This window comes from Ancylobacter crimeensis (assembly GCF_023016805.1).
Taxonomy (GTDB): Bacteria; Pseudomonadota; Alphaproteobacteria; order Rhizobiales; family Xanthobacteraceae; genus Ancylobacter; species Ancylobacter crimeensis.
The window spans coordinates 1-15,765 of the sequence record NZ_JALKCH010000014.1 but is presented as its reverse complement, the minus strand read 5'-3'; the positions used below and the strand labels follow the sequence as shown (position 1 = coordinate 15,765).

The window sequence follows — 15,765 nt, the reverse complement described above, 5'->3', positions numbered from 1 at the left end:
TGTCTCGCTAATAGAATACTATATAGATAGACAAATCAGGTATCTTCTGTCAGGCTGCGTTCCTCATCGCGTTGGAGGGATCATGCCAGGCATCAATATCGTCGGACTGAGCGGTGGGCTTTCCACGCCTTCGCGCACCCTGTCGCTGGTGCAACTCGCCACCCGCCGCATCTCCGAGGCCGCGCTGCGACGGGGGCTGGAGGCACAGAGCCGGATCGTCGACATCGCCGCTTTGTCCGGCATCGGTCTCCTGCGTGACCGCGCGGGCGCCGGCCCGGAGGAGGAGGCGGCTCTGCGCGCCGTGGAGACGGCCGATCTGCTCGTCGTCGGTTCTCCGGTCTACAAGGGGTCGTATTCGGGGCTGTTCAAGCACTTCGTCGATCTGCTCGATTATCGCGGCCTCGACGGGGTGCCGGTGGCGCTGCTGGCGACGGGCGGCAGCGACCGCCATGCGCTGGTGATCGAGCATCAGTTGCGGCCGCTTTTCGCCTTCTTCCAGGCGCAGCCGCTCGGTACCGGAATCTTCTTTACCGAGCGGGAGTTCAAGGACGGCCTCATCGCCGAGGGTGCGCCGGCACAGCGCTTCGAGCGACTGGTGCGCGAGGCCGGGCAGGCGCTGGCGGGCCGGATCACCGAACCCGAGCGGATCATCGAAGCGGCGTGATGCCGCCGGTCGAGCGGGAGCATGGCGGTCGCGTCCCGGGTTTTCAGCCAACCCGACGATCTCCGGGATCTGGGGCAGGGTGCGCTGGCCGAGGTCTGGGGCGCTCCTCGCTCGATCGAACCCTGCGTCCCGCCTTCCGCAAGACGCGCACATTCCTCATGGATGCTTGGAAACGGAAGGAAGACGCCGCGATCACCTTCACGTCGCGGCGGTTGATGCCGGCATCATCCAGGTGACCGACGGCAGTTGGGTAATCCACCGCCTCGCGGCGGCGGTGCTCATGCCGGTCGCAGCGCCCGCACGCCGGCGGAGGCCTGCATGTAGCCCCGGATAAGGTTGAAGACGCCGTAGATCGTGAAGCCGATGCCGCCGATCGCGACGAGGGCGCCGAGCAGGGTGCTGAGCCCGCTCAGGACCAGACCAAGAATGATGAAGATGATCGGGTACAGGAACAGCGACATGATGGTGTTGGCGATCACGGCCATCAGCGGCACCACGAAGCCGCGCCTCTGCCCGGGATAGGCGACGCCGAGGATGATCGGCTTGCGAAAATTGTTGAAGTGGACGTAGAGGATCGCCTCCTTGCCGATATCGAGCAGGTCGTAGATGTCCCGCGTGCAGCCGACATCGCGCAACACCGTGTCGCCGATCTCGATCACCGAGACCTTGCCCGACACGCGCACATTGCCGACGGCGCTATTGGCCTGCGTATTGACGATCATGTCGCCCTCCTTGGCGCCGATGCGCTTCAGGACACCCCGAACTTCCTTCATGCGAACCTCTTTGCCGCGTGCGCCTGCGCCAATCGCCGTCCATCCCGGCGGCGGACATGCGCCGTGGGAGCGGTGCATCGGGACCGGCGAAGACGGGTTTTCCGCGGGCCAGAGTGCCGCGCGCCAGCGGGGGTTTCCCCTCCCATATGGGAGGGGCGAGAAGGCTAGGGATCGTTTCTCTCCGGCAGTGCCGCCACACTGCGCGCGAGCAGCGCGACGGCTTCCACCTGTCGCGTCGTGCCGGTCTTGGCGAGGATGCTCTTCAGGTGCCAGCGGACGGTGCCGATGCCGATGCGCCGTCGGCGCGCGATAGACTCCGGCGAGGTGCCGGTGCCGAGATCCGCCGCGATGACCGCTTCCGCCGGCGTCAGGCCGAACAGCTCGCGCAACCGGCGAAGCTGGAAGGTGGGCCGCTCCGGGTCTTTCAGGAAGACAAGCGCTATCGGGCCCGGATCGACGTCCCGCGACCAGCGGGGGCGCAGCGGCGCGACGGACAGGGTAAGTGGCAGCCGCCCCGCACGCCCGACCAGCAGCGCGGCCGGGGCCCGGCCCGGCGGCTTGCCCGCCGCCACGGCAAGGGCTTCGCGCAGCGCCAGCGCGAAGCGGTCCTGAAGCAGCGGATCGCGCAGATGGAAGCGCCTGTGCAGCACGCCGAAATCGGAGCTGCCGCGCAGAATGTCTTCCGCCGGCATATTGGCATGAAGGATCCGGCCGAGGCGATCGAGGACGAGAATGCCGGTATCGAGGCGATCGAGCGCATCAAGGGCGGCGGCCTGCGCGATACCCGCTTTCGCCAGATGCCGGCCGAGCCGCACGGCGCGGGCCAGATGCGGCAGCAGCAGCGCCGTCTTCTCCCGGTCGAGTCCATCATAGGCAGCGCCACGCCGCGGCCGATGGATGCCGAGCACGCCGACCGCGCCCTCGCCAAGTGAGAAGGCGGCACCGACGACATGGAAGATGTCGAAAGCCGCCAGCCATTCGCGGTAGAAGTCGCTGTTCCGCTGCTCCTCGGGGGTCACCAGCATCTCGGCGGTGACGATCCTGTCCATGCCGAACGCGACGGTGCGCTGAACCCAGAGATCGCGCCGGTGCCAGTCCTCCGCCCACGACTGCCGGGCCTCGGGAACGATCATGTTCTCCGTCGTTTCCAGGAGTTCCACGTCGCCGGCTGCCCCGTGGAACTTGACGACGGTACTGGTGGAATCGAAGGCGCGGGCGATCCGTCCGGCCATACCCTGCCATAGACGCGCGTCGACGGCGGCATCGTAGAGATGTCCGATCAGGTCATCCGGCATGGCCGCATGCATGGACAGATGTCCGGAAAGGAGAGGGAATACATTCCCTATCACGGTACCGGAAAGCACGCCACACGGATCATCGGCCTTTGCCGCCTGGTCGCATGGCGAGGGCGTCGACCGGCGGCGCGGCTATTCCGCCGCCTGGCGCGCGGGTTCGGCGTCCGCCGGCTGCGGGTGCGGCTGTCCGATCCGCCACTGATAGGGCGGCAGCGTGCCGTTGACGGCGAAGTCGCCGACGATGCGGTCCTTGTAGATGCGCGGATTGTGCGAGGAGAGGGTGCGCACATTGCGCCAGTGCCGGTCGAGGCCGAGCGGGGCGCGCGTGGCCGAGGCGCCGAGCGCGTCGAACAGGGTGGTGGCGCCGTCGAGGATCAGGTTCGTCACCACCGTCTGCGCCTGCGCCGTCTCGAGTTCGGCGATGGCGTTGGCGCGTTCCTCGGCGGCCTCGTCGCCGGCGAAGCGGCTCTCGAAGGCGCGCTGCAGCGACTCGGCGGCCTTGAGCGCGATCGCGCCCGCCGCGTAGGCAGCGCCGCGGATGCGTCCGACCACCGCGAGCACCTGCGGGTCGGCCGCCGAGCGCGGGCCGTTGGCGTGGGTGTAGGTGCGGGTGCGCGCCTTCACCGCGCCGGCCACCTCGGCGGTCACCGCCCGGCCGATGCCGGCGAGGGTGGCGAGGTGGTAGAGCTGGTAGAACGCCGCCGAATAACGGAAGCGCTCGGCGTCGGGCACCACCTCCTCGCGCGCCACCGGCACGTCGGTGAAGGTGGTCGTCCCGCTCGCCGAGGCGATCTGGCCGAAGCCGTCCCAGTCGTCGACGATGGCGACGCCCGGCGCATCGGTGCGCACGAAAACCGAGAGTTCCTCGCCCTGCGGGCCGGCGACTCCGAGGTCGATCCAGTCCGCATAGAGCGAGCCGGTGGTGTAGTATTTCGTCCCGTTGACGACGAGGCCGCCGGCGGTCTCGGTCAGCCGGGTGCCGAAGCCCTCCAGCGGCCCGCCCGCCTCGGTCCAGGCGCTGCCGGTCGTCTCGCCGGCGGCGATGCGGAGCAGCCAGCGGGCGCGGCGGGCGTCGTCGCCGGTGTTGAGGATGTCCTCGACCACGCCGAAATGCACGCGCAGGGCCTGGGTGACGTTGGAATCGGCCGCGCTGAGCTCGATCAGCAGGTTGGCGAGTTCCGGCAGGCTGGCGCCCTGCCCGCCGGCCTCGACGGGAAGCCGCACCGCGGTGAAGCCGGCCTCCTTCAGCCAGCGGATCGGCTCATGAACGCGCGTGCGGTTGAGCTCGCGGGCGCGCGCGCCCTCGGCGATGCGGGCGAATACCGGGCGGAACGGTTCGGCGAGCGCCTCGTAGCGTGCGCTCGGCCCGGCACCCCAGGCGGATTCGATCTGGCCTTCGGATTCGGTCTGGCTCATGGACGACGGCCTTTTCAGGAAGAAGGGACCCGGACCCATAACGGGCGGGCGGGAGGTCATTCGGCGGCGACGGGCGGCGTGGAGCGGCGGGCCTCGGCCTCGCGCCGCTTCACCGCCTCGATGTCGCGATAGGTGTGGGCCGGGTGGCTGGCCGGCAGATAGGGGCCGGCGCCGAACAGCTTCTCGCGCAGCGTGCCGGGCCGGTAGGCGGTGGGGTAGGCGCCGCGCTTCTGCAGCTCCGGCACCAGCAGATCGACGACCCCTTCGAAGCTTTCCGGCGTCACCGCATAAGCGAGGTTGAAGCCGTCGACGTCGGTCTCGTCCACCCACTCCTGCAGGAGATCGGCGAGCGTCTCCGGCGAGCCGACGAAGACCGGCCCGACCCCGCCGATGCCGCCCCAGCGGGCCAGCTCCTCCACCGTCCAGGTCCGGTCCTTGCCGCTGAAATGCTCGACCATCGAGACGATGGCATTGGTCTCGACCGTCTTCAGCGGGTCGGTCGCGGCGTATTGGCCGAAGTCGATGCCGGTCCAGCCGGACATGAAGACGAGCGAGCCGTCATGGGAGGCATGCCGGCTGTACTCCTCGAAGCGCGCGCGCGCCTTCGCGTCGGTCTCGTCCACGATCAGGGTGACGAGATTGTAGATGTAGACCTTGCGCGGATCGCGTCCGGCCGCGGCGGCCTGCCGCCGGATGTCGGCGACATAGGCCTTCAGCAGGCCCTTGGTGGGGGCGCCGACGAACACGCATTCGGCATGGGCGGCGGCGAAGGCCTTGCCCGGCCCCGACGCGCCGGCCTGGTAGAGCACCGGCGTGCGCTGCGGGGAGGGCTCGGTGAGGCCATAGCCGGGCACGTCGAAATAGGTGCCCTTATGCGCGATCTCATGGACCTTCGAGGGGTCGGCGAAGATGCGGCGCGCGCGGTCGCGCACCACGGCGCCGTCTTCCCACGAGCCTTCGAGCAGCTTGTAGAGCACCTCGACATATTCGCTCGCGACCTCGTAGCGGTTGTCATGCCGCTTGAGGCCGGCCTGTCCCACATTCTTCGCGCCGCTCTCCAGATAGGAGGTCACGATGTTCCAGCCGACCCGCCCCTTGCTGTGGTGGTCGGCAGTCGCGAGGCGGCGGGCGAAGGTGTAGGGATGCTCGAACGAGGTCGAGGCGGTGATGCCGATGCCCAGATGCTCGGTGGCGAGCGCGATCGGCGCGGCGAGCTGGAGCGGGTCGTTGACCGGGATCTGCGCGCCCTCGCGGATCGCGTGCCGGTTGGAGCCCTTGTAGACGTCGTAATAGCCGATCACGTCGGCAATGAAGATGCCGTCGAAGATGCCGCGCTCCAGCGTGCGGGCGAGATCCTGCCAATAGTCGAGATCCTTGTAGGTCCAGGAGCGGTCGCGCGGATGCGCCCAGAGGCCGGGCGACTGGTGCGCGACGCAGTTCATGTCGAAGGCGTTGAAACGGATGTGACGCTGGGTGGTCTGCGGCATGAGGTGTTCCTGCCGGTGGGCGGCCGGTTCGGTCGAAAAGGAAAGGGTGGATCGGTGCGGAGCGACACTCAGAGAGAGCTTCGACACCCGGCTCGCTGGGATATCGGATCGCGCGGCAACCCGTGCCGGACCGGCAGGGCGCGCCGATCGGGCGAGCCGCATGTGCGGAGGGCGGGGCCGCTCGGATGGCGGATGGCAGTGTGGGGCACGTCGGCACTCCCGTGCGGCCATTGATTAATATATAAATTCGATAAACTAAATAATATGTCAAGCGTGCCGCCTCTGAGCCGGCTCGTTTTTCTTCGCTCCGATGCGGGACAGCCGGCCGGGCGACGTCCTGCCGCTCGCTGTCACTCTGATGGAACCAACTGGAATGAAAGATGAAATCCGGCTCAATGCCTTCGCGATGAACACGGTCGGTCATCAGTCGCCCGGCCTGTGGCGCCATCCGCGCGATCGCTCGGCGGACTACCGGCACCTGGCCCATTGGCTTGATCTCGCCCGTACGCTGGAGCGCGGCCGGTTCGACGGCATCTTCTTCGCCGACGTGCTCGGCGTGTACGACGTCTATGGCGGCACGCCCGACGCGGCCCTGCGCGCGGCGATTCAGGTGCCGGCCAACGATCCCCTGCTGCTGGTGCCCGCCATGGCGGCGGTGACGGAGCATCTGGGTTTCGGGGTCACCGCGACGCTGACCTATGAGCCGCCCTTTCCTTTCGCCCGGCGCATGTCGACGCTCGATCACCTCACCGGCGGGCGGGTCGGCTGGAATGTGGTCACCGGCTATCTCGACAGCGCCGCCCGCGCCGCCGGCCGGCCCCGCCAGGTCGCGCATGATGCGCGCTACGATCTCGCGGAGGAGTATATGGAGGTCGTCTATCGGCTGTGGGAGGAGAGCTGGGACGACGACGCGGTGCTGCGCGACCGCGCGTCCGGCGTCTTCACCGACCCGGCGAAGGTACGCCGCATCCGCCATGACGGCACCCATTTCCAGCTCGACGCCCTGCATCTGAGCGAGCCTTCGCCCCAGCGCACCCCGGTGCTCTACCAGGCCGGCTCCTCCAGCCGCGGCCGGGCCTTTGCCGGGCGCCATGCCGAATGCGTCTTCGTGTCCGGCCCGTCGGCGGCCGTCGTCGCCCCGCGCGTGCGCGCCATCCGGCAGGCGGCCGCCGAGGCCGGGCGGGATCCCGACGACATCCTTGTGTTCGCGATGATGACCGTCATCCTCGGCGAGACCGAAGCGGCCGCCCATGCCCGGCACGAGGATTACCTAGCCTATGCCGATCCGGTCGGCGCGCTCGCGCTGATGTCGGGCTGGACGGGGGTCGATTTCTCCCGGCTCCGGCTCGACGAGGAGGTGCGCCATGTCGAGAACGACGCCGGGCGAACGGCGATGGACAACATCACCCGCGCCGATCCCGACCGCGTCTGGACAGTCCGGCAGGTCGCCGAGCATGTCGGGATCGGCGGTATCGGGCCGGTGATGGTCGGCGATCCCGGGCAGGTGGCGGACCGGCTCGAGGCCTTCGCGCAGGCGACCGATGTCGACGGGTTCAACCTCTGCTACGCGGTGCTGCCGGAGAGCTTCGAGGATATCGCGGACCTGCTGGTGCCGGAGCTGACGCGCCGGGGACGCTACAAGCGCAGCTACGGGTCCGGAACCTTGCGGGAGAAGCTGTTCGGGCGCGCCCGCCTTGATTGCTCCCATCCCGCAGGGCGCCTGCGGTGCGCGTCGGGAACGCAGGCTCCACGACGCCCCTGATGCGGCGGTGCAAAAAATTTCGCATGCCGCTTGCCATCTCTAAAAATATACTTTAGCCATAGATTATTAAATCTTCTGGATCCGCGGACCTTTTCATGACCGATGCCCTCACCCCCTATCTCGCCGAGCCGGTGCGGTTCGCCTATTGGGTGTCGAACCTCTCCGGCGGGCAGGTGGTCAGCGGCATCGAGCAGCGGACCGGCTGGGATTTCGCTTACAATGTGAAGCTGGCCCGTGCCGCCGAGGCCGCGGGCTTCGACTTCGCGCTCACCGCGACGCGGTTGGTCGGCGGCTATCGGGCGGACGGCCAGCACGAGGCCAGCGCCTTCGCCATGTCGCTGCTGAATGCCACCGAGCGCCTCAATGTCATCGTCGCGGTGATGACAGGCTTCTGGCACCCCGCCGTGGTGGCCAAGCTGGGCGCCACCGCCGATCATATCTCCGGCGGGCGCTGGCATCTCAACATCGTCAGCGGCTGGTTCAAGCACGAGTTCGACGTGCTCGGCGTGCCGTGGCTGGAACATGACGAGCGCTATCGGCGTTCGGCGGAATTCATCCAGGTGCTGAAGGGGATCTGGACCGAGGACGTCTTCAGCTTTCATGGCGATCACTACAACATCGACAGCTACCACCTGAACCCGAAGCCCAGCTTCAAGCCGCACCCGCTGATCTTCCAGGGCGGCTCCTCCACCGCCGCCCGCCACATGGCCGCCGCCCATTCCGACTGGTATTTCACCAATGGCGGCACGGTCGAGGAACTCGGCGCCCAGGCCCGGCAGGTGAAGCAGGGCGCCGCGGGGTTCGGCCGCCAGCTACGGGTCGGTGCCAACGCCTTCATCATCGCTCGCGACAGCGAGGCCGAGGCCCGCGCGGTTCATGCCGAGATCCTCGCCCGGGCCGATCTCGCCGCCGTCGCCGGCTTCGCAGAGGCGGTGAAGGAGGCCGGGGCGTCTACTAAGGATGGAATCGGCAACTGGGCGAGATCCGGCGCGGCCGATCTGGTGCAGCCCAATGACGGCTTCAGGACCAACCTCATCGGCACCCCCGAGGAGGTCGCCCGGCGCATCGTGGCGCTGAAGCAGGCGGGCGTCGACCTCATCCTCGCCGGCTTCCTCCATTTCCAGGAGGAGGTCGAATATTTCGGCCGCCGGGTCCTGCCGCTGGTGCGCGAGATCGAGGCCGAGGCGGCGCGATGTCGCCCGGAGCCCGCGCCGGTCGGCTGACGCGGCCGAGGCTGCACTCACCACCCACCTGACTGCACTCACCACCCATCGTCAAACCGCCGGCTACAGCGCCCGGAGGAGCGGATGAACGCGCCTGCCCGACATCTCGTCGAACCATCCCCGAATACCGCCTCGGCCGTAGCCGCACCTTCGGTGTGAGGACCACGATGACGCACCCGACTTCAACCATCGCGAGCGAGCTGCTTCTCGACGTGCGCTCGGTCTCGCTCGCCTTCAAGGGCGTCAAGGCCATATCGGATCTGTCTTTTTCCGTGGAGCGCGGCGAGATCTGCGCGCTGATCGGCCCGAACGGGGCGGGGAAGAGTTCGCTGCTGAACATCCTGAACGGGGTCTATCTCGCCGATAGCGGCGAGATCGTCTTCGCCGGCGAGCATTTCCACCGCATCGAGCCGCTGGAAGCGGCGCGTCGGGGCATCGCCCGCACGTTCCAGAACAATGCGCTGTTCAAGAAGATGAGCGTTATCGACAACATCCTGGCCGGCCTTGCCCGCCACACCGCCAGCAGCTTCCTGGCGCAGGGGCTGCGGCTGCCTTCGGCGCGCCGCGAGGAGGCGCGCCTGCGTGAGCAGGCGGAAGATATCCTCGCCTTTCTCGACCTGCAGCCGCATCGCCATGTGGTGGTCGGCACGCTCCCCTATGGCGTGCAAAAGCGTGTGGAGCTGGCACGCGCGCTCGTCGGCCGGCCTACATTGTTGCTGCTCGACGAGCCGCTGGCGGGAATGAATGCCGGGGAAAAGGCGGAAATGAGCGGCTTCATCGCCGCCATCAACCGGCATCTCGGCGTGACCGTCGTGCTCATCGAGCACGACGTGGGCATCGTCATGAATCTCGCCGGCCACATCGTCGTGCTGGATTACGGCCGGAAGATCGGAGACGGCACTCCCGCACAGGTGCGGGCCAGTCCCGACGTCATCGCCGCCTATCTCGGCACGCGGCACTGAAGGCGGGACGATGAGCCTCTTCCTCGAAACGCTGATCGGCGGCCTGCTTGCCGGCACCATGTATTCGCTGGTCGCGATCGGCTTCGTCCTGATCTACAAGGCGAGCGGGGTTTTCAACTTCGCACAAGGCTCCATCCTGCTGTTCTCGGCGCTGCTGCTGGTAACGCTGCACGAAGCGGGGCTGCCCTTCGTTCTCTCCGCGGCGCTGACCATGCTGGTGTTGATCGCGGGCGCCGTGGTCATCGAGCACACGGTGCTGCGCCCGCTGGCCAATCGCAGTCCCATGACCCTGTTCATGGCGACGCTGGGCCTTTCCTATGTAGTCGAAGGCACCGCACAGGGGCTCATGGGCGCGCAGGTCCATGCGCTGGATCTCGGCATCGAGGATGTCCCGATCTTCTTCGGCGACGTCCTTGTCAGCCAGTTCGATCTCATTGCCGCGACGACGGCGGGCACGCTGGCCCTCGTACTGGCACTGCTGTTCAACCGCACCCGCATCGGTATCTCGCTGCGCGCGGTGGCGGACGACACCCGGGCGGCACTTTCGATCGGCATCAACCTCAACCGCATCTGGCAGATCGTCTGGGCGGTGGCCGGCATGGTGGGGCTGGTCGCGGGGGTCATGTGGGGCGCCCGACAGGGCGTCCAGTTCTCGCTCTCGCTGGTGGTGCTGAAAGCCCTGCCGGTGCTGATCATCGGCGGCTTCACCTCCATCGGCGGAGCCATCGTCGGTGGGCTCATCGTGGGGGCCGCGGAAAATCTCGCGGAAACCTATATCGGCCCGTTCATCGGCGGGGGCATCACCCCGTGGTTTCCCTATGTCCTCGCGATCGCGTTCCTCTATGTCCGGCCTGCCGGGCTGTTCGGGGAACGCGCGCTCGAAAGGGTCTGATGCCGTGAGCCAGACACTTCTTTCCGGTTCCTCCGCTCAAGGGCTCCATCACCCGCCTCGACGGAATGCCGCCGTGCCGCGCCGTGCCCGCGCGGGCCTCGCCATTCCGCTGCTGCTCCTGCTTGCCTTCGTTGGCGTGCCCCTGGTCGGCACCGAGTACTGGATCGGCGCCATCCTCCTGCCCTTCCTCGTCCTTTCGCTGGCCGGGCTGGGACTCAACCTGTTGACGGGCTATGCGGGCCAGACGTCGATCGGTTCCGGCGGCTTTATGGCGGTGGGTGCCTTCGCGACTTTCGGCTTCGTCGTCCATGGCGGGGTGCCGCTACCTCTTGCGCTGCTCCTCGCCGGACTTGCCGCGGCCGGCGCGGGCCTCGTGTTTGGCCTGCCAAGCGACCGCATCAAGGGATTCTACCTCATGGTCAGCAGCCTCGCAGCGCAGTTCTTCTTCGAGTGGCTGTTCCAGAAATTCCCGTGGTTCTACAATTACGGCTCCTCGGGAACCATCGCGTTGCCCAGGATCGCGGTGTTCGGCCTCGACGTCGGGTCGACGTTGGGACGCTACTATCTCACGCTCACGATCGTCGCAGGGCTCACCTGGTTTGCGGCAAATCTGATGCGCAGCCAGACCGGCCGCAGCTTCATGGCGGTCCGGGATATGGACACTGCCGCGGCGGTCATCGGCATCCCGGTGTATCGGGCCAAGCTGCTGGCCTTCGCGGTGAGCTCCTTCTATCTCGGCATCGCCGGCGCGCTCTGGGCCTTCGCCTATCTCGGCTCCGCCAGTGTGCAGAGTTTTGGCATCTCCCGCTCGTTCCAGATCCTGTTCATCATCATCATTGGTGGCATGGGCTCGATAGCCGGCAATTTCATCGGCGCCGCCTTCATCAGCCTGCTCCCGCTTGCGATCGATCATGTCGCCCAGGCGCTGTTCGCGGGCCATGTCGACGCCGGGCTTTTGCAGAACATCGAGAAGGCCGTCTTCGGGGTGCTGATCATCTGGTTCCTGATCAAGGAGCCGGACGGCCTCGCGCGCCTGTTCCAGACCATCGGCGCACGCCTCGCGAACTGGCTGCGACCCTGAAAGGGCGCGCCGCGTCCGCCCGTTGCCCATCACCGACATCGCCACGTTCCTGTTTCGAGGAGACTTAACATGCGACGACACCTGCTTTCCGCCCTGATGGCGGGGGTGCTTGCCAGCACCTTCCTGGCACCGGCGGCTCGCGCTGACGGCCCGGCGCAATATGTGCCGCTACCGACCTACCGCGTCGGCGCCTATGCGTCGTCCGGCACCCTGTGGTGGGCCGGCGAGCGCGATTATTTCCGCTATATCAACGAGGTGGAAGGCGGCATCAACGGCGTGAAGCTCGATGTCGAGGAGTTCGAAACCGAGTGGAGCCCGGATCGCACCGTCGAGGTCTATGAGCGGGTGAAGAACGGCAAGAACGGCGAGCCCGTCGCGTTTTTCTTCACCCACGGGACGCCGGCTTCCTATGCGCTCATCGAGAAAGCTGCGACGGACCAGATTCCGCTGATCGACCCGGCGGGCGGCCGCACCGAGTCCACCGACGGCACCGTGTTTCCCTATGCCTTCCCGCTGCTCTTCAACTATTTCAGCCAGGCGTCGGTTGGCATCAACTACATCGCACAGAAGGAAGGCGGTCTCGACAAGCTGAAAGGCAAGAAGATCGTCACCGTCTATCACGACAGCGCCTATGGCCGGGAGACGCAGGCGGCCGTCGAACTTCTGGCAAAGAAATACGGCTTCGAAAACATTCAGGTACCGGTGGCCGATCCGGGCAACGAGCAGTCGCCGCAGTGGCGGCAGGTTCGCGAAGTCAAGCCGGATTGGGTCTTCCTCCGTACCTGGGGCGTCTCCACGCCCGTGGCGATCAAGACCGCGCAGCGCTTCGGCATTCCGGCCGATCACATCATAGGCGATGTCTGGGCGGGTTCCGAGGCGGACGTGATTCCGGCGGGGACCGCAGCCAAAGGCTATCAGGCGCTGGCGCCTTATCCGGGCGGAGCGAATTTCGAGATTCACGACCGGCTGCGCAAGACCATTCTCGACACGGGCAAGAGCGACCTGAAGGATCCGAAGTTCTTTGGTGCGGTCTATTACAATATCGGGCTCATCAATGCGGTGCTCGCGGTCGAGGCATTGCGAACCGGTCAGGCTCATTTCGGCAAGCGCGCGCTGAACGGCGAAGAGGGACGCTGGGGCTTCGAGCACCTGACGATCGACGATGCCCGCCTCAAGCAGATCGGCTTCGAAGGGTTGCTGCAGCCGATCAAACTCAGCACGACCGATCATGAGGGCGGCGGCGCGGCCCGGATCCAGCAGTGGGACGGCGCCAAATGGGTGCTGGTCACGGACTGGATACAGGCGGATCGCGAGACCCTTCGCCCCCTGATCGAGGCGAAGGCCGCGGCTTACGCCAAGGAGCACAACATCGTTCCGCGCAACGCGACCGCAGAGAACTGACGAAGCCGGTGCCGGGGCGTTCCGAGGGCGTCCCGGCACGACTGTCACTCACGCGCGAACGGCACCCCTCTTGCCGATCGCGATGATGACCTGCCTTTTAACCGTTGCCTCCCACCCACGCGCGCCCCTTGCGGCATGCGCACGCCTGCCAGGCCCGTGACCCGGCGGCGTGAAGATCATCTCAGGGGACGCTTCATCATGACCAAGTTCTCTTCGACGCCGGCCGTTGTTGCCGCGATCTCTCCCTTGCTTGAGGTGACGGCGATCGAGGTCTTTTATGAGAGCTCGATCCTTGCGGTGGCGGATGTCTCGCTCCGCGTCGGGCCGGGCGAGATCGTCGCCCTGCTCGGCGCCAATGGTGCGGGCAAGAGCACGACGCTGAAGGCGATCTCGGGCCTCGTGCTCGCGGATCGGGCCGTCGTCAGCCGCGGTGACATCAGGCTGCGCGGCGAAAGCGTGGCGGGGATCGCTGCAAACCTGCTGGCCGCACGAGGGATCGTGCATGTGCTGGAGGGGCGGCACGTCTTCGGACACCTCACCGTCGAGGAGAACCTGCGCGCGGGTACCTTCCTGCGGCGACCCGGGCGGCGTGAGATGGAACGTGGCATCGAGGAGATCTACGGTTACTTTCCGCGCCTCAGGACCAAGCGCTCCACGCCTGCCGGGCTGACGTCCGGTGGCGAGCAGCAGATGCTCGCGATCGGTCGCGCCCTGCTGACGCGACCGGAACTGGTCCTGCTGGACGAGCCATCCATGGGACTGGCACCGATCATCGTCGAGGAGATCTTCGAGATCATCACGGCGCTCAACCGCAGCAACGGCACGGCTTTCCTCATTGCCGAACAGAACGTCGCGGTTTCGTTGCGTCATGCCCATCGCGGCTATGTGCTCGACAACGGGCGCGTGGCTATCGAGGCGAACGCAGATGAACTTCTGGCGCGCGGCAATTTGGCGGATATCTATCTCGGCGTCTGAAATGTGCCAGCGCTCGTCGTCGGAAGGACGAGCGTCAACCCCATGACGCCGCTGGCGCGTTTCGTCCGATGGACCCGGATAACTCATGGTGTTGCTGCCCGATGCCGGTCGGTCGGCGACCGATTCCTCCGAGCCTCATCGTCGTAATATAGCGAAGCGCCCGGCCTATGCTCACGTAGGAGACGTTCATGGTCCAAGACCACCCGCCGCTCGATGTGCTCTGGTTCATCCCGAGCTCTGGCGACGGCTCTTATCTCGGTTCCGACGACCTGGCCCGACCAGCGGATCCCGGCTATTTCCGCGAGATAGCCGTGGCGGCGGATCGGCTCGGCTATTCGGGCGTTCTCATTCCGGTGGGGGCCGCCTGCGAGGAATCCTTCGTGCTCGCCGCGGATCTGGCTGCTCGGACGGAAAAGCTGAACTTTCTCGTCGCCATTCGCCCCGGCACCGCCACTCCGGCCTATTATGCGCGCCTTGCATCGACGCTCGACCGTGTTTCGAATGGCCGCTTGCTGCTCAACATCGTGGTCGGCGGAAGCGCGGAGGAACTGGCCGGCGACGGCATCTTCCTTCCGCATGACGAGCGCTACGATCATGCTTCCGAGTTCTTCCAGGTTTTCAACGAACTGATCGAAACGGGGCAATCCACGCTCGACGGCCGCTACATCAAGGCGATCGACGCACGGCTCGGTCTGCCGCCGGTGCAGCGGCCGCGCCCACCCATCTATTTCGGCGGCTCCTCGGACGCCGCCATCGCATTCGCCGGCGGGTTCGTCGACAAGTATCTGACCTGGGGCGAGCCGCCCGATCAGGTGGCGGAGAAGATCGCCCACGCCCGGAAGGTCGCCGCAGCCAGGGGGCGGGAAGCCTCCTTCGGGATCCGGCTGCACCTCATCGTGCGCGAGACCGACGACGAAGCGTGGGAAGCGGCGGACCGTCTGATCTCGAAGCTCTCCGACGAGACCATCGCCGCTGCGCAGGAGCGGTTGACGAAGAACTCGGATTCCGTCGGTCAGGCGCGCATGCTCGCGCTGCATAATGGCCGCCGCGATCAGCTGGAGGTTTCGCCGAATCTCTGGGCGGGCATCGGCCTCGTGCGCTCGGGAGCCGGAACGGCGCTGGTTGGCTCACCGAAGACGGTGGGTGCGCGGCTGCGCGAATATCAGGCGCTGGGCATCGATACGCTCATCGCGTCGGGCTATCCGCATCTGGAAGAGGCTTACCGTGTCTCGGAACTGCTCTTTCCCGAGCTCGGGCTGCCCGGTTCGCGCGGCCGGTTGCGCTCCTCTTTCGGCGAGCGTCAGGTGTTCGGTGGGGGCGGGCATGGCGGCAATGTCAAACTGCCCTGAGCGCTGCAGACGCGCGTGGCTGGCCTTGGCGGGACATTCTTGAAGCGGCAGCCGTCTTTTCCGGTGTCGCTCATATGGCGGCGATGGTGAGTCGAACGAGCAAGGTCACAGTCAATCTGGCGTCCGGAAGACGGTCGCCGGTCTGGAAAGGGGGACGGGTGGTCTGCAGCATGCAAGCGTCATGAGAGGCCGACGCCGGCGGGCAAAGCACCCCCTGCGGTCGGTTTCCAGGATCAGGACCCATTTGAAATGAGAGGCGGGATCTGATTCCGGCTCCGCAAGAAGATTCCAGCGGTGGGTCGTGCCCTGTGGGACGCCCGCCGTGCCTGCGCACGACGAGCACCTCCTGTTGAGTCTATATCCTTGGCGTGGCCGGCGTCCTAAACGGCCACACCTCGGGATTTTCATCTCACTTATCCGGGGCGACGGTGTGGTTGGCGAGGAGCTCGAGCGCCTTCACCAGGGCCGAATGGTCGAGGGCGGCG

13 protein-coding genes are annotated in these 15,765 nt (G+C 66.7%); 9 read left to right on the top strand and 4 right to left on the bottom strand.

The window, feature by feature from the left end; translation table 11 throughout:
- Positions 1-82: 82 nt before the first annotated feature.
- On the top strand, positions 83-664 hold the full coding sequence (locus MWN34_RS17600; RefSeq protein WP_247030618.1) for an NAD(P)H-dependent oxidoreductase: 582 nt from the start codon (positions 83-85) through the stop codon (positions 662-664).
- 278 nt (positions 665-942) lie between these two features.
- On the opposite strand, the gene MWN34_RS17595 is transcribed toward MWN34_RS17600, so the two are convergent.
- From MWN34_RS17595 to MWN34_RS17580, 4 genes are all read right to left on the bottom strand, one after another.
- On the bottom strand, positions 943-1,437 hold the full coding sequence (locus MWN34_RS17595) for a hypothetical protein (RefSeq protein WP_247030617.1): 495 nt from the start codon (positions 1,435-1,437) through the stop codon (positions 943-945).
- Between the two features lie 164 nt (positions 1,438-1,601).
- Positions 1,602-2,744, bottom strand: a complete 1,143-nt coding sequence (locus tag MWN34_RS17590) for a helix-turn-helix transcriptional regulator (RefSeq protein WP_247030616.1) — start codon at positions 2,742-2,744, stop codon at positions 1,602-1,604.
- 120 nt (positions 2,745-2,864) lie between these two features.
- A complete protein-coding gene (locus tag MWN34_RS17585) occupies positions 2,865-4,148 on the bottom strand; it encodes an acyl-CoA dehydrogenase family protein (RefSeq protein WP_247030615.1) in 1,284 nt (427 codons plus the stop codon).
- Positions 4,149-4,204: 56 nt separating this feature from the next.
- Entirely contained in the window at positions 4,205-5,635 is a 1,431-nt protein-coding gene (locus MWN34_RS17580) for an LLM class flavin-dependent oxidoreductase (RefSeq protein WP_247030614.1), read from the bottom strand.
- Between the two features lie 373 nt (positions 5,636-6,008).
- On the opposite strand from MWN34_RS17580, the gene MWN34_RS17575 reads away from it, so the two are divergent.
- From MWN34_RS17575 to ssuD, 8 genes are all read left to right on the top strand, one after another.
- A complete protein-coding gene (locus tag MWN34_RS17575) occupies positions 6,009-7,397 on the top strand; it encodes an LLM class flavin-dependent oxidoreductase (RefSeq protein ID WP_247030613.1) in 1,389 nt (462 codons plus the stop codon).
- Between the two features lie 95 nt (positions 7,398-7,492).
- Complete coding sequence (gene sfnG, locus MWN34_RS17570; protein ID WP_247030612.1) at positions 7,493-8,620, top strand: dimethylsulfone monooxygenase SfnG; 1,128 nt, start codon at positions 7,493-7,495, stop codon at positions 8,618-8,620.
- Between the two features lie 167 nt (positions 8,621-8,787).
- Entirely contained in the window at positions 8,788-9,582 is a 795-nt protein-coding gene (locus MWN34_RS17565; RefSeq protein WP_247030611.1) for an ABC transporter ATP-binding protein, read from the top strand.
- A 10-nt stretch (positions 9,583-9,592) separates the two neighbouring features.
- A complete protein-coding gene (locus MWN34_RS17560; RefSeq protein WP_247030610.1) occupies positions 9,593-10,474 on the top strand; it encodes a branched-chain amino acid ABC transporter permease in 882 nt (293 codons plus the stop codon).
- A 73-nt stretch (positions 10,475-10,547) separates the two neighbouring features.
- Complete coding sequence (locus MWN34_RS17555) at positions 10,548-11,555, top strand: branched-chain amino acid ABC transporter permease (protein ID WP_247030609.1); 1,008 nt, start codon at positions 10,548-10,550, stop codon at positions 11,553-11,555.
- A 69-nt stretch (positions 11,556-11,624) separates the two neighbouring features.
- Positions 11,625-12,956 carry an ABC transporter substrate-binding protein gene (locus MWN34_RS17550; RefSeq protein WP_247030608.1) on the top strand — a complete coding sequence of 444 codons (1,332 nt, stop codon included), beginning with the start codon at positions 11,625-11,627 and terminating at the stop codon, positions 12,954-12,956.
- Between the two features lie 198 nt (positions 12,957-13,154).
- Positions 13,155-13,931 carry an ABC transporter ATP-binding protein gene (locus MWN34_RS17545; RefSeq protein WP_247030694.1) on the top strand — a complete coding sequence of 259 codons (777 nt, stop codon included), beginning with the start codon at positions 13,155-13,157 and terminating at the stop codon, positions 13,929-13,931.
- A 188-nt stretch (positions 13,932-14,119) separates the two neighbouring features.
- A complete protein-coding gene (gene ssuD / locus MWN34_RS17540; RefSeq protein ID WP_247030607.1) occupies positions 14,120-15,280 on the top strand; it encodes an FMNH2-dependent alkanesulfonate monooxygenase in 1,161 nt (386 codons plus the stop codon).
- Positions 15,281-15,765 lie beyond the last annotated feature (485 nt).